This window comes from Photorhabdus australis DSM 17609, from assembly GCF_000711895.1.
GTDB classification, from domain to species: Bacteria; Pseudomonadota; Gammaproteobacteria; order Enterobacterales; family Enterobacteriaceae; genus Photorhabdus; species Photorhabdus australis.
The window spans coordinates 61,924-77,115 of the sequence record NZ_KL543988.1; the positions used below are offsets into that span (position 1 = coordinate 61,924).

The following is a 15,192-nucleotide window of genomic DNA, read 5'->3' on the forward strand; positions in this document are numbered from 1 at the left end:
ATCAGTTAACGCGGGCAAATTTCATCTTCAGTGAAGAAATACGCAATTTCACGGTTGGCAGATTCAACAGCATCGGAACCGTGCACTGCGTTTTCAGTAAAACTGTCTGCATAATCAGCACGCAGAGTACCGGCCAATGCATTATCAGGATTGGTTGCACCCATCAAGTCACGGTGACGTTGTACTGCATTCTCGCCTTCCAATACCTGAACCACAATTGGGCCAGAAGTCATAAATTCCACCAGACCATCAAAGAAAGGACGACCTTTGTGCTCTGCATAGAAACCTTCAGCCTGTTCACGGGTTAAGTGCAACATTTTGGCGGCAATGATTTTAAACCCGGCGCTTTCAAAACGGGCATAAATAGACCCGATAGCATTTTTCTTCACAGCGTTAGGCTTAATAATAGAAAAAGTACGTTCAACCGTCATGGATAACCTCTTGGCTCTTCTTTCAGCAACAGATAATTTTAATTTTTTATTCCCGATAAAAGTTAATCGGTTAATACTCATCCCGCAACTCTAGCAGGGATAAAAGCGGCGTTGATTATAGGGGTACGAAAGACGGTTGCCTACAGAAAACATAACAATCTATTAAATTTTCCTTAGCGAAAATTACCATTTTTTCGTACAAATCACACTTTTAACTGAATCGTTTACTTCAAGGTAAAATTAACAGAATCTATCTGCCCTCCCAAATCCAAAACACTAAGCTGATATTTTCCCGGCTGGGTCAATGTCTGTACCAGCGCCTGATTATTTTCAGTGATCATAATTTGTTCTCCATTCAGGAACCACCATTGCTGACCACTTCCCCCCTGAGTCGTAATACGTAAATCAAGACTGCTAATACCGGGAAGCCGTTTCAATACATCACCGTTATGAATACCAACAATTAACAAGGGCGCCTGATCTAATTTCAGCGGTGGGCATTGCGGATTAATGGGTGGCAAACGTCGCGCTCGACGCTCCTCCTCAGGCAACCATGACTCGAGAGTAATCGGCCATAAAGCGATATTTTTAGGCTCAGCGTTAAAACAATCAGGAGCGACACGCAACCCTTTTTTATCCACCCATACCTGTTCATTAATGCCCGAAATACCTTCCTGCCCCACAGCAGGCAATGTAGGAGGAACCGTATGATCAAGTATCCAACTCAAACGGCGTTGACGGCAATTACTGTCTCCCTGAGGCAGACTCTGCCCACCTGGCCAACAAATTATTGCCTGACTAACACTTGCCGGGCGTGGATCAGAAGGAATCCATTTAGCGCCATTATGCATATTCGCCAACAACAAGTTATTGATCTGAGTCATTATCGGAATCGCAGTGGCATAACCGAATTGCCCCACAACCGGCGTTCCGTCCGGCCTGCCAACCCAAACACCTATGGTATAACGGGCATTTAAACCAATAGCCCAAGCGTCGCGATAGCCATAGCTGGTACCGGTTTTCCAGGCCAATGGCACTTGTGCCGGTAAAACATCGTCAGGTTGTGGGCGTCCTTCTCCGGCCATGATCCGCCTGACTATCCATGCTGCCCCCGGGGAAAAAAGTTGTCTGTCACGCAATTTCTGCTGCGGTGTAAATCTCAAAGGAGAAGCTTTCCCCTGACGGGCAAACGCGGTGTAAGCCGCCACCAATTGATCCATCCGGGTTGCCGTTCCACCCAGAATCAATGATAAATTAGGCTCGCTACCGGGAGGAAAACGTAATACAGTTCCCACATTACGCATATTAGCGGTAAACCGCTTAGCACCATATGCTTCAAGCAGTTGAACCGCAGGTAAATTCAACGAGCGGACCAATGCTTCACTGGCACTGACCGGACCATTAAAACCACTGTCGAAATTTCCTGGACGGTAATAATCAAAGCGACGAGGCACGTCCTGTAAAAGTGACTCCCCATGAATTAGCCCATCATCCAACGCCATGGCATACAAGAATGGTTTCAGGGTTGATCCTGGCGAACGCCATGAACTTATCATATCAACATGACCAAAACGGTTGTCATCCCGGAAATCCAGAGAACCGATATAAGCTTTCACTGCCATATCCGTGTGATCGACCACCAATACCCCGACTGAAGTTTTATCCGGTAATTGATACTTCCAATTTACCGCCATATCCTCAAGCTGACGTTGTAATCCCACATCAATAGTTGTCTTGATGATTTCCTGACGACGACCTTTAGCCATTCGTCTGGCAAAAAGCGGCGCAAGCTGTGGAACCTGTCGAGGTGCTAACCACAATGTTTCTTGCCGAATATCAGCCACTTTCTCAGCCGGCCAAACTTCATACTCGGCCAATCGTTGCAGCACCTTATCTCGGGCAGCCTGTGCTCGTTCTGGATAACGATCTGGTCTTAAACGACTGGGTGCCTGTGGCAATACAGCCAATAAAGCGGCTTCCCCGGAAGAAAGTTCAGATGGCGGTTTTCCCAGATAAGCCCAACTCGCCGCTCCAATTCCTTGCAACGTACCACCAAACGGGGCACGATTCAGATACATTTCAAGAATGTCATCTTTAGAGTAGTGCCACTCAAGCTGTAATGTACGCCCGATTTGTTTCAACTTCCCGCTCAAGGTACGTGAATGCGGATCAATCAACCGGGCAACCTGCATTGACAACGTACTCCCGCCCGACAAAATTTTACCTGCTCGTATATCTTGCCAAGCCGCCCTGACAAGAGAAATCGGGTTAATTCCTGGATGTTGATAGAACCAGCGATCTTCATAAGTCAGTAGTGCCTGAATATATTCCGGTGACACTTGATTCAGTGTTACCGGGTAGCGCCAAACCCCTTCATCATCGGCAAAACGCCAAAGCGGAGTACCATCCTCACTCACGACAATCCGTGCCATTTTGGCTTCACGCAATGGCAAAGGCCAAACTTTATCTGCCAGCCATAGACTCGCCGGGATCAGAAACAACAGCACAATCAGCCAAATAAGGTGATATGTTTTTTTCATCAATTTGGAATACCTGATAAGAAATCAGCCCTTACGCCTAAGCGTAAGGGCTGGATTTAGCGGACAACTTCCAGTTTTTCCGGGGTAGATCCCACTGCTCGCCAGTAAGGGACATACATAGATTCGACCTGAGGTGCCGGAATCGTGTAAACACCCGGTGTCACCGCACGAGCCAAATACAGCAACGTTACTGGCTGATAGGGATCAACGGCGACTGCTGCCACATACCGATCATCACGATATTCAGTATGACGAATAGTCGCCTGTTGCATATCACCAATCAATTCCTGGAGATTAGCGGCACTATCGCTCAAACTGGCACTGCTATTAGCCAGGTTCTGGTTTTCCACTTCTAAACCGGCAGGCAGCAAATCAACAACCAAAGCATCTGGTACTGATTTATCTGAGTTGACCACCAGCTTCACCACCACCATTTCACCACTTCTCAGACGATCAATAGAAACCGGATTACCGTTTAGATCCAGATAACTACGCTGGATGTTCAACACATTAGAATAGGGTTTCGGTGAATGCTGTGGATAACCGACAACATTCAAACGAGAATAGAGCGTATTGTTACCACTGTTACTAACATTAATCCCTTGCAGGATCTGCTCTGCATTCATCATCTGATTCCATGATCTACTGCTGCTTAACGGCGGCACTTGCTGATTAACCATCGCTTCCCATGGTTGTTCCGAAGTATTGATAAAGAAACGCCCTGCCAAATAGAGCGAATTACTCTCCTGAGTTGAAAAATAGTTACGGGATAGCAACTCATCAGACAGCGCCAGCAATTTCTCATCACGATCTTTTGGCAACATATTATTTTCGGTCAACAGAGCGACAATCAGGGCGCTGTCACGGATAGCACTACCGTAATCCCCCAATCCAAGATCATCATTACGGTTTTTATTGATTCCCAAACGAACCGCTTCATCTGCTCTGGTATTATCACCCATCAGCTTCAGTGCAACTCCCAATTGTACTAATGACAAACCATTTCCTGCCTGAAAACGGCGTTCATAAACTTGTCTTAGGGCGCCTAACGGAGCTTTCTGTTGACTAGCAAGCACCAAACCAGCATAAGCCTGAGCTGAGAACCGCATTGCTTCCTGATTCTGACTGTAGCGATAGTTAATGACATTCTTATCCTGTAAATAACGCAACAGACGGTTATTGGCAGAATTTAGTGCATCAGTCGGTACGCTATAGCCTCTCTGACTTGCTCGGAACAGAAAGTCTGTGGCATAAGCCGTTAACCAATATTCTTCATCACCGGCCCTATCCCACAAGGAAAATCCACCGTCGTGGCGCTGCATACTTAACAAGTGGATGATACCCTCATCAATACTCGCCCGGCGTTTATTGTCACTTTCCGTTTTGATACCCAGTTTTTTCAATTCTGCTTCATTTGAATAAAGCGATGGATAAAGCCCACTGATAGTCTGTTCAAGACAACCATACGGATAGGCGTACAGTTCACGGATATAGCGCGAAATCTGTAACGGCGGACGGCTGGTCAGTAACAACTGACCTTCAAGCGTTTCTGGCGCTAAACCCGATATTGCATCTAACGGCAACTGCCAATTTTCTCCCTGATGGATAACATCAGCAAACAACATGGTTTCCGCCGGTTGTGCCGGACGTACACCAATCTTCCAACTATTTTTATACTGTTCCAGATCTTCACCCGGCAAATTAAGGCCATCGACTGTTAGGAAAATTTCCCCCTGACCAAAACCACGATCCGCTGCAACCGGAATTTCAACTGTCACACGTTTACCTTTTTCCAAGGTTATTTCCTTGCTGGCAGCACCTTCTAATTTGATCAGACCATCAGTCGTAAAGTTTAAAGTCAGATCTTGCGTCTGTTCAGTCAAATTAGTTAGATCCAGCGATAGCAATGAATGATCACCACCAGCCATAAAGCGCGGTAATGCCATCTGTGTAATCACCGGTGCCGCAATGGTAATTTTGCTTTCACCATGACCGAACTCATCTTCACTCCACGCTTGAGCCATCAGCCTCAATTCACCATTGAAATCAGGAATTGGCAGAACGATCTCCCCTTCTCCTTTTTCATTCAACATTACGGGCTGTGCCTGTTCAGCGATAATATTGACTTCAGTCAGTGGCTTTCTGCCTCCGCGATCAAGTGCATCCTCATCACCATCACCGCCAAAACGCAGATTTGCCAGACGACCTTCACCTTCAATCAACTGACCATAAACATCATATTGATCAACGCTATAACGTTTACGGCCAAAGAAAGCATCATAGGGATCGGGAGTTTTAAAATTAGTGATATTCAATACGCCAGTATCAACCGCTGAAAGCAACACATTAACCTGTTTAGGCAATGGTTGCCCTGGCTGTGGTGTCGCTTGTATCTTGACTGTCAGATTCTGATTCGGACGCATTTTTTCTGGCGCAGATAACGTTAGATTTAATTTGCGGTTCTCATCTGCCAATGGCAGGTGTAACACACCAATAGCACGCTTTGGTGTCGCCTGACGGGATTTATCACCCGGACGTACAACCACCGCAGTCAAATAAAGATCATGACGACGCCACTCTTTATTGATCGGCACTTCCACATCCAAACCTTGTTCCGGCACATTAATTTCCTGCCACCAGAGCGGACCGTCACTAGATTCCACCAACAGATAACCTTTACCAGCCTGTGGTGCAACCATATGCAATTTTACTTTCTCGCCCACCTGATAGGCCGGTTTATCCAATGATAGTTTTACCTGATCCGGACGAACGGCGCCTGTACCCCCGGTATTATCTTGCCATGAGTAACCTGCCCAGAAATTAACGCTGGTCACCAGTTGATTTTCTGGATTAACAACCTCAATACGATACGAACCCCAATCAACCGGGAAGCTGATTTTTGCCGTCCCATCCTGAGCAATCTGGATATGTTCGTCTGCCATCACCAGATCTTTCTGGTCATAACCTGATTGCCAACCCTCGCCATCCGACCAACGCCAATAATAATCACGACGTTCATAAACCAGACGGGCAGTTAAATCTTTCGCCGCATATTTTTTACCATTGGCATCCGCATAGACCAACTCAAATTCAGCCAATGAATTTTCATCCACGTTATAACGACTTTGATCGCGACCAGTACGATAGTCATAAATTTGTTTCTGACTAAATAATGGACGAATACCAACCAGTTTTTCTGCAGGCCAGACAGCTTGCTCAACGCGACGTGTAACCGGGCGACCACCTGATTCAAGTAAGCTTGCCTGTACAATCACCTTTACCGGTGATGTGACTGAACTCCAATTTTCCGCCTTAACATCCAGTGCAGTTCCACCATCACTATCCAGAGTGAGATCAAACTCATCTAATGTACGGCTGAGATTTTCTTCATTGATAGCACCAAATTCATAGCCAGGTAGTTTTGCTACCGCATCACGGTCAGGACGCAGAAATAATTGCCCTTGCAAGCGATTATTAGCGGCAGGTGCGCCGTACAAGTAACGGCCTTTGATGGCAAAATCTACATTGTGGTTTTTCATCACCGGCCGCAAGTCACGGCTAATTTCCAGCGCCATACGCTCCGGCATAAAATCTTCTACATTAAACTTATAGTAACGAAGCTTGTTATCACCCAAATCAAAACGTAACGACCAGAGTCCGGTAGCCGCTGATTGAGGAATGGTGTAGTGATACTGATACAACCCATTTTCAGGTTGCCAGACAAAACTACGGGCTACCTGACCATCTGTTTTCAGCACATCGACTTTGACTGGCTGGCTTTTAATTGCACGGCCATCACCATCACGCAACAGACCATTTACAATCAATGTTTCACCGGGACGATAAAGATCACGAGGCCCAAAGACAAAAAACTGTTTGCTGTACCCTTGTGAACCAGCGATATCAAATTCAGACAGATCCAGAGCAGGTGACACCAAATCGATCATACTGGTTTGCCCATCACGAGTGGCAAGCAGCAATTTAGCTTTTGCACTTTTCTCCAGACTTGCGTGTCCATCACCGTCTGTCATTGTCTTTGACAATAACTGCCCTTTATCATCCAACAGACGTATTTCTACACCTTTCAAACTACTGCCTTGCTCCAGAGATTGGGTGAACACATCCATCTGATCCAGATAGCTATGCATAGAAACCCCAATGTCGCTTAGCGTGAACATGGTTGCCGGATTGGTATCAGTGTATTTACCCGCTTGTTGCATAACCGCCATATAAACACCATCTTGCTGTAACGCTTTGATGTTACTTAATGGCAATAGCAATTTTTCGCGGGTATTCAGGGTTGGATTGAGATCGAAACGACCGGTATAAACCAATTCCGCATCTTTAAGAATATCTTCAGATTCCCAGTCATTTAAGTTATTGCGATATTGCCACTGGGCAATAAAAGAAGGCAATGCAGTCTCTTTGATCCTGAAGAAATTAACATCAACGTGATTAACATTGAGAGCCAGTACAGGTAAACCTTCTGCGACCTTACTGGGTAGCAGAGACCCCTTACTAGCAAAACCGACAGAAGGAGAAATAGTTTCTGTTGTCAAGGTCTTTTCATAAGCTGCTTCAAGCTGACGCTCATTAATACCTTTAACGCCTTTATCTACGACCAGTTGCAACTTACGGGATGGAGGCAAATGACGTAGACGAAGTTCCATCATGTTATCTGACAGTTCCCAGGCACCATCAAGTTTGCCTTCTTTTACATCGACCAAATGGACATTCTGGGCAAAATTCTGATTTGGATCTAACGGAACCGAAAATGTCACCACCATTGCGCTGGCACCATCAAGCTGAAGCTCAGAAGCATCTAAAATTGTCACCTCTTTACTGGCATAACGTCTTGCCAATTCAGCCAATGATGCCGCATCTTTCTGTTTGACTAATTTAGGTGGGATATTTGATTGAGGAGATGCTTTCTCGCTTTGAAGCTCTGTGGACTGTGATTGCGTGGTTTTACTATTATCAGAATTGCCAGACTGGTCACAACCAGCAAGCACCAGCAAAGAAGCCAAAATCACCGCAAAATAACGCTTTTTTCTTTCTGGCTGTTGCCAGAATTGACCTTGATTCATGACCGTACCCCCTGTCTTATCCCAACCAATCGGTGATAGGATTTAATGAATAACTTTATCTTTATATAGCCTTCATCTTTCAAGTTGCTGCTTTCACTTACCCCGGTCACAGAGTTATCTATGCTCCCGGGGATTTGCTCTCTTACCGTCGCGATGCATCTTGAAATCTATTGGGTATAAATCAACACATAAATTTAACGCAAACAGATTAAGAAATATATGCACTACTTGAATATAGACAATATACAAATATTAAGTTCATATAATAACTTTTTTTTTACAAATTAAATATCGCAGAATGCGATAAATAAGTCTGAATTTATAGCTATAATCTATGATTAAGAACTCTATATATTTTGTAAATGAATAGGATTTCATTTCCATAAGCTGGCGTAAATAACCTTTATTAAGTTATATTTCTTTATAGCTTACGAAAAATAATAAAATATTAAACAAAATATTAACGGGAGTTAGATAATAAATGAATGATAATTACCACACAGTTATCGAAATAAAATAAGCAAATAAGCAAATAAGCAAATAAGCAAATAAGCAAATAAGCAAATAAGCAAATAAGCAAATAAGCAAATAAGCAAATAAGCAAATAAGCAAATAAGCAAATAAGCAAATAAGCAAATAAGAAAATAAGAAAATAAGAAAATAAGAAAATAAGAAAATAAGAAAATAAGAAAATAAGAAAATAAGAAAATAAAGATAGCATATATAATCAATAATAACCAGAATTAACAAAATTACAAAGTTAATATCCAACACAGAAAATATTAATATTCAGTATAATATATAGGTACATCATGCCACTTTATTACTAAAAGTGGCAATGATCACTTATACAAAGCCTTTGTTTTTTTAGTCGTTTTTTAGAAAATGCCGACAAAGCCCTCTATGAGAGAAAATACAATAGTAAATATCAATAAAATCAGTAATAGAAATATTCACTAATCGTTATTTATATACCGAATGAACTTCAAGATACTTGAGCCGCCAGACATAAAAACATTTAAATTCAACAACATAATCGTTTTTCAAACATGCACTTTGAAGTATCTTGGGTATAGACCAAATGATTTAGAAAGACAAAAACGCCAATTCTTAATATTACCCGACCAATAACACTTGTCCTGTTTTCAATCCCTTTGCATTTGGCAACCAAAGCCTTCCCCAACTACCCGTACAATGACACCCATAGACTTCTTTTATATTTTCTTTTATGAAAAACTCTCTAATCTTCAATAACTCTGTCGGTAATGCTCTCCTCAAATGGAACCCGCCTATTACTGCGAATACTTTATCCACACCTGTAATCATTTTAGCGTGATTAATTATTTCGCAAATACCCGAATGACCACAGCCAACAATAATAACCAGTCCGTGATCACTTTTCCAAATTAAAGCACTATCATCAAATATATAGTCATTGGACCAGGAGTTTTTTCTTACTAAGCCATAGGATTTTCGATGATTATTTGCTATTTCTCCTGAAAAAACAAATCGTTCACCTATATTCATATGAGATTTTGTCAAACGAAAAAAAACTTTCTTCTTGATTCTTTTATTAATTTTACCCGACATTTTTTTGAATTTTAAAACACTATTTTTAAACTTAACTCCATAATATCTCTCATTTAATGCATCAGGATGACATATTAATTTAGCATTATGAGGGAAATAATTAACACCACCGATATGGTCAGAATGACCATGAGAGATAACAATCTTAGATATATCATCAATAGATATTCCCATCCGGTTGGCATTCTCGATATAGCTGTCATCCGGGCCGGTGTCAAAAATTATCTTCTCTTCTCCATCCTCAAGTAAAAGGCTTAACCCAGGCTTAGCTATCAAATATGAATCAGATGTTTTATTTTCCAAGAGTACAGTTATTTTTAATGACATAGTATATCCATTAATTTTGTTGAAGTAATGATTCTATAAAACGATACGGGTAACAATAGCATTGATGTACATCAATAAAACAATGAAAAGCATTTATATCGTCATATTATTATAAGCAGATCACAAATTATCACTTATTTTCTATAAGTTAATTTTTCAACATAAAATGACTATCTCTCCATTATATTTATTGCCATGAAATATTAACGTGAAATTATTATACCTTGGTGTAAAACATATATTTACAGATAAAAACCATAATAATTAAAAGAAATAAAATTCATAGAATAATCATGGAAATAATTTAACAGAATAATACCAAATACAATATCCAAATATCTGGTGTTATTGTGCAATCATTAGTTTTAAATAAAACCCTTGGATTCACATAATAAGTACTTATCTGCTTTCCAGTAAGTATATATACTCAAGACACTTCAAAGTGTATGTTTGAAAAACGATTATGTTGTTGAATTTAAATGTTTTTACGTCTGACGGCTCAAGCATCTTGAAGTTCATTCGGTATATACCCGTTATCTTTCAAGTTACCTCTTTGTTGGCTGCACTCACTCACCCCGGTCACATAGTTATATCTATGCTCCCGGGGATTCGCTCCCTTGCCGTCGCGATGCATCTTGAAATCCATAGGGTATACAACAATATCTGTCTTCTTTAATTGTTCAATTAAGTTAGATTTCACATCTTGTAGATAAACACCATAAACCCTCCTTATTTTGCAAACAAAACATAATAAGAAAATAAAAAAATAAGAATAGACAAATTACCATCCAAAAAATAAGTATTTTTTGAATGGTCGTGCTATTACGGTAATATAGTCACTTATTCATTACTGGAATATTCCCTCGTAACCAACTACCTAGTTTACGCTGGTAAAATGGTTGCGTATGCTGAATTAAATAATGGCTAATGCCACGTTCTTTTTCATCAACCAAGCAAAAATCTATAGGTTCCTCCTCGGAAGTGTATTCACAGGCAATACTGCCAGCCTCATGAATTAATTGCTCAATTTCGTCTGCTGAGCCATTCATTTCCAATCCAATTAATAAATTAGGCTTTTCGTCCACATTTTTATCATGAGCCTGAACAATAAAAGCACGGCGGACTGGTTTACGCTGGCTAAATAAACTGACCAGAGCTTCAATGAGCTGTGAAGGATATTCATCCAGCTGGCTGAGTGTTATCGCACTACCACTTGGAACATTAATCTCAACCGAAACCAACTCACTTAATGAACTCATAAAAATCTCCAATCAGTTTTTTATATAAAATCAACTTATTTCGCTTTCGCCAACAACAAACTCGCAATTGAACGAACACCATAACCTGTTGCGCCAGCAGACCAATGTTCTACAGCAGATTTACGGTAAGTTGCCGAGCAATCAATATGAATCCAACCTTTTTGGTACCCTTCAACAAAGTGAGACAGGAAAGCCGCCGCAGTGCTGGCACCAGCCGTATGTGATGGCGCAGCAACATTGTTTAAGTCAGCAAAATTTGATGGCAGTTGACTACGATGGAATTCAGCTAACGGTAAACGCCAGAATAATTCATTCTCAGATTCAGAAGCAGCCAGCAAATCCGCCGCCAATTTATCATCAAAGCTGAATATAGAGTGATAATCATTACCCACAGCCATTTTCGCTGCACCTGTCAGGGTTGCTGCATCAATAATTAATTTGGCTTTCTCTTTGCTGGCATCAATCAAACCGTCAGCTAAAACCAGACGACCTTCCGCATCCGTGTTCATCACTTCAACCGATTTTCCATTACGATAACGGATAATATCACCTAATTTAAAGGCATTACCACTGACCATATTATCCGCAATGCAAAGGAACAATTTAATACGCTGTTTCAGACCACGACTGATTGCCAAAGCCAATGCTCCTGCCAGTGTTGCCGCTCCACCCATATCCGCTTTCATGGAATCCATAAATGAAGATTGTTTTAGGCTGTAGCCACCGGTATCAAATGTGATGCCTTTACCAACCAAACAGGCGAATACTGGCGCTTGCGGGTTGTCAGTTGGATTGTAATCCAACGCCAACAGAATCGGATCACGGGAAGAACCACGACCAACGGTATGAATACCCGCATAACCCTGTTCACGTAAATCTTCGCCTTTAGTAACACGATAACTTACCGCCTCATTCGCAATGCCACACAGCAAGTCAATAGCACGCTTCGCCAATTGTTCTGGCCCAAGTTCTTCCGCTGACATATTGATGGTGTCACGTACCCAATCAATAATTTTAATTCTATTTTCCAATTCTTGCTTTTCAGCTGCCGGCAATTGAGGCCATTCAATAGAGCGTTTACCTTTTGGCGAACGAAATCCCTGCCAGAATGCCCAACTTTTTTCTAAATCCCAGCCTTCACCAACCAAAGCTACATGACGAACTCCCTGTCCATCAATTTTACGCCCGGCCCGTTGAACAGCACCCAGTTTACCTTTACCAACCAGATGAATGGTCATCCCTTGATCACTCGAACTAATCAGTGCTTTTTCACCCCAGCAGGCGGCTGCTGGCTCATAACACAGTGTTATCGGCATAATTTGTTTGGTCATTCTTTTCTCACCTCTTAATTATTCACCGCTTAATAGCAGTGAGGATCTTATTCAGGCTCCCACCCAGATAATATTAATGTGGGTGAATGTGAAGTACATTACATAATTATTCGCCTGCCAGATATTAACCTTATAAAAAAACTGGCCAAAGCCAGTTTTTCATTAAAGTTCAGACTACCTTAAAACGATGACGGATAAATAACAAATTTATGCCATTTGTTATTCAAACTCATCTAACCAGACCAAAAGAATAGCTTCCAGAAGCTTTTCATTAGATTTTTCGGGAGCATCATCAAAATCATCTAATTCACAAATCCACTGATGCATATCAGTAAAGCGAACTGTTTTTGGATCCAGATCAGGAAACTTGTCATACAGTGCTTCTGCGATTTCACGACTGTCAGACCATTTTAGGCTCATTTATATTTCTCCTGCCAATCAGTGCTCACGGGCATGGTTAATCGTGTATTTTGGAATTTCTATTACTAAATCTTCATCAGAGACTCTGGCCTGACAACTCAGACGACTTTCCGGCTCCAGCCCCCACGCTTTATCCAACATGTCATCTTCCAGTTCAGAACTCTCTTCCAGTGAATCGAAACCTTCACGAACGATACAATGGCAAGTTGTGCAAGCACAGGATTTTTCGCAGGCATGCTCAATTTCAATCCCATTGCGCAATGCAACATCCAGAATAGATTCACCTTCTCTGGCTTCCAGTACTGCACCATCAGGGCAAAGATCGTTATGAGGTAAAAATACAATTTTCGGCATAATTAAATCTCATCCACAGAATGGCCCGCCAATGCGCGACGAATAGAGGTATCCATCCGACGCGCTGCGAATTCCTGCGTTTGCTTGTCCAGTTGTTTAATTGCGTTCTCTATAATTTGAGGATCACTTCCCTCAATGCTTTTTATAAGTGTTTCTACAGCAATATCAATCGCCGTCCGTTCTTGTTCATTCAGTAGATCAGCATCTTTTTCTAACGCACCGGTGACACTTTCCAGTACCCGTGCCGCTTCTACTTTTTGTTCTGCCAGTTTGCGCGCATTGATATCCTCCTGAGCATTTGCCATAGAGTCTTTTATCATGCGAGCTATCTCTTCATCAGATAAACCATAAGAAGGTTTCACCTGAATAGCCGCTTCCACACCAGTCGATTTCTCCAACGCGCTGACGCTCAGCAAACCATCAGCATCCACCTGGAAAGTCACCCGGATATGGGCACCACCAGCCGGGAATGGCGGAATACCACGCAGTGTAAAACGCGCCAGTGAACGACAATCGTTCACCAATTCCCTTTCCCCTTGCACCACATGAATACTCATTGCACTCTGACCGTCTTTGAAGGTCGTGAATTCCTGTGCTCTTGCTACTGGAATGGTGGTATTGCGTGGGATGACTTTTTCAACCAAGCCGCCCATGGTTTCTAGTCCAAGTGAAAGCGGGATCACATCCAGTAACAGCATGTCGCTGTCTGGTTTATTACCGACCAAAATATCTGCCTGAATCGAAGCACCGATAGCCACAACTTTATCAGGATCAATTGAAGTCAATGGTTCACGGCCAAAAAGCTCCCCAACCATACGACGAACCAGTGGTACGCGGGTTGAACCACCCACCATAACCACCTGTAAAACCTCATCCGCAGCAACCTCTGCATCTTTTAATGCCCGGCGACTTGCCAGCAAAGTACGTTTTACCAATGGGGTAATCAGCGCTTCAAATTCAGAACGGGTGATTTCTCCCCGCCAACCGGCAACATTTATTTCTGCAATATCAGCATCACTTAAAGTAATTTTTACCTGCGTGGCAGCATCCAATAGCTGACGCTGTAGACTGTGATCATCACGACTGCTGATACCTGCCTGTTCACGAAACCAGTCAACCAGCATTAAATCGAAATCATCCCCGCCAAGCGCAGTATCACCACCGGTTGCCAGCACTTCAAATACGCCACGGCTCAGTCGGAGGACAGAAACGTCAAATGTACCACCACCTAAATCATAAACAGCAATCACACCTTCCTGACCAGAATCCAATCCGTAAGCAATCGCCGCGGCAGTCGGTTCGTTAAGCAAGCGCAGAACATGCAATCCAGCTAAACGCGCTGCGTCTTTTGTGCCCTGACGCTGGGCATCATCAAAATAGGCTGGGACCGTGATCACAACACCATCAAGCTTACCCTCCAGTGTTTCTTCTGCACGTTGTGTCAACAGTTTAAGAATCTCAGAAGAAACCTGAATAGGATCGACTAAACCTATTGCCGTATTGATTAATGGCAGCCCGTTTTCACTTGCCTGAAATTGATAAGGAAGATTGGGATAACGTTGCTGAATATCAGCCAGAGAGCGCCCCATCATGCGCTTCACGGAACTGATGGTATTAGCAGGATCTCGCGCAGCCTGTTGACGAGCTAACCAACCAATTTCAGTCCCATGTTTATGATAGTGAACAACCGAAGGAAGCAGGTAACGATCTTCACTATCCATCAGGGTTTCCGCTTGCCCACTACGAACAGTTGCAACTAATGAATGCGTTGTACCTAAATCAATGCCAGCAGCCAAACGACGTTGATGTGGTACAGCAGATAAACCCGGCTCGCTGATTTGTAATAAAGCCAT

The 15,192-nt window shown here is 42.5% G+C and carries 8 protein-coding genes and 1 pseudogene; all 9 read right to left on the minus strand.

The window, feature by feature from the left end; translation table 11 throughout:
* Positions 1-5: 5 nt before the first annotated feature.
* Positions 6-431: a nucleoside-diphosphate kinase gene (ndk, locus tag BO26_RS20610; protein ID WP_036774737.1), complete on the minus strand. Its 426-nt coding sequence runs from the start codon at positions 429-431 to the stop codon at positions 6-8.
* A 224-nt stretch (positions 432-655) separates the two neighbouring features.
* The gene (gene pbpC, locus BO26_RS20615; protein WP_036774738.1) at positions 656-2,971 is read right to left on the minus strand and encodes a peptidoglycan glycosyltransferase PbpC; all 2,316 of its coding nucleotides are present in this window, start codon (positions 2,969-2,971) and stop codon (positions 656-658) included.
* A gap of 56 nt (positions 2,972-3,027) precedes the next feature.
* A complete protein-coding gene (locus BO26_RS20620) occupies positions 3,028-8,058 on the minus strand; it encodes an alpha-2-macroglobulin family protein (RefSeq protein WP_036774740.1) in 5,031 nt (1,676 codons plus the stop codon).
* A gap of 1,116 nt (positions 8,059-9,174) precedes the next feature.
* Complete coding sequence (locus tag BO26_RS20630) at positions 9,175-9,975, minus strand: MBL fold metallo-hydrolase (RefSeq protein ID WP_036774742.1); 801 nt, start codon at positions 9,973-9,975, stop codon at positions 9,175-9,177.
* An 836-nt stretch (positions 9,976-10,811) separates the two neighbouring features.
* Positions 10,812-11,204, minus strand: a pseudogene (locus tag BO26_RS20640) (enhanced serine sensitivity protein SseB C-terminal domain-containing protein); the annotation flags it as partial.
* A 65-nt stretch (positions 11,205-11,269) separates the two neighbouring features.
* Positions 11,270-12,565: an aminopeptidase PepB gene (pepB, locus tag BO26_RS20645; RefSeq protein ID WP_036774746.1), complete on the minus strand. Its 1,296-nt coding sequence runs from the start codon at positions 12,563-12,565 to the stop codon at positions 11,270-11,272.
* 219 nt (positions 12,566-12,784) lie between these two features.
* Positions 12,785-12,985: a Fe-S cluster assembly protein IscX gene (iscX, locus tag BO26_RS20650; RefSeq protein WP_036774747.1), complete on the minus strand. Its 201-nt coding sequence runs from the start codon at positions 12,983-12,985 to the stop codon at positions 12,785-12,787.
* An 18-nt stretch (positions 12,986-13,003) separates the two neighbouring features.
* The gene (gene fdx, locus BO26_RS20655) at positions 13,004-13,339 is read right to left on the minus strand and encodes an ISC system 2Fe-2S type ferredoxin (RefSeq protein ID WP_015833512.1); all 336 of its coding nucleotides are present in this window, start codon (positions 13,337-13,339) and stop codon (positions 13,004-13,006) included.
* Positions 13,340-13,341: 2 nt separating this feature from the next.
* Positions 13,342-15,192: a Fe-S protein assembly chaperone HscA gene (gene hscA / locus BO26_RS20660; protein WP_036774748.1), complete on the minus strand. Its 1,851-nt coding sequence runs from the start codon at positions 15,190-15,192 to the stop codon at positions 13,342-13,344.

What these genes read in the sequence shown, in the direction of transcription:
- ndk (WP_036774737.1), bottom strand. Translation starts at nt 431, where the DNA reads ATGACGGTTGAACGTACTTTTTCTATTATTAAGCCTAACGCTGTGAAG.
- pbpC (WP_036774738.1), bottom strand. Translation starts at nt 2,971, where the DNA reads ATGAAAAAAACATATCACCTTATTTGGCTGATTGTGCTGTTGTTTCTG.
- BO26_RS20620 (WP_036774740.1), bottom strand. Translation starts at nt 8,058, where the DNA reads ATGAATCAAGGTCAATTCTGGCAACAGCCAGAAAGAAAAAAGCGTTAT.
- BO26_RS20630 (WP_036774742.1), bottom strand. Translation starts at nt 9,975, where the DNA reads ATGTCATTAAAAATAACTGTACTCTTGGAAAATAAAACATCTGATTCA.
- pepB (WP_036774746.1), bottom strand. Translation starts at nt 12,565, where the DNA reads ATGACCAAACAAATTATGCCGATAACACTGTGTTATGAGCCAGCAGCC.
- iscX (WP_036774747.1), bottom strand. Translation starts at nt 12,985, where the DNA reads ATGAGCCTAAAATGGTCTGACAGTCGTGAAATCGCAGAAGCACTGTAT.
- fdx (WP_015833512.1), bottom strand. Translation starts at nt 13,339, where the DNA reads ATGCCGAAAATTGTATTTTTACCTCATAACGATCTTTGCCCTGATGGT.
- hscA (WP_036774748.1), bottom strand. Translation starts at nt 15,192, where the DNA reads ATGGCTTTATTACAAATCAGCGAGCCGGGTTTATCTGCTGTACCACAT.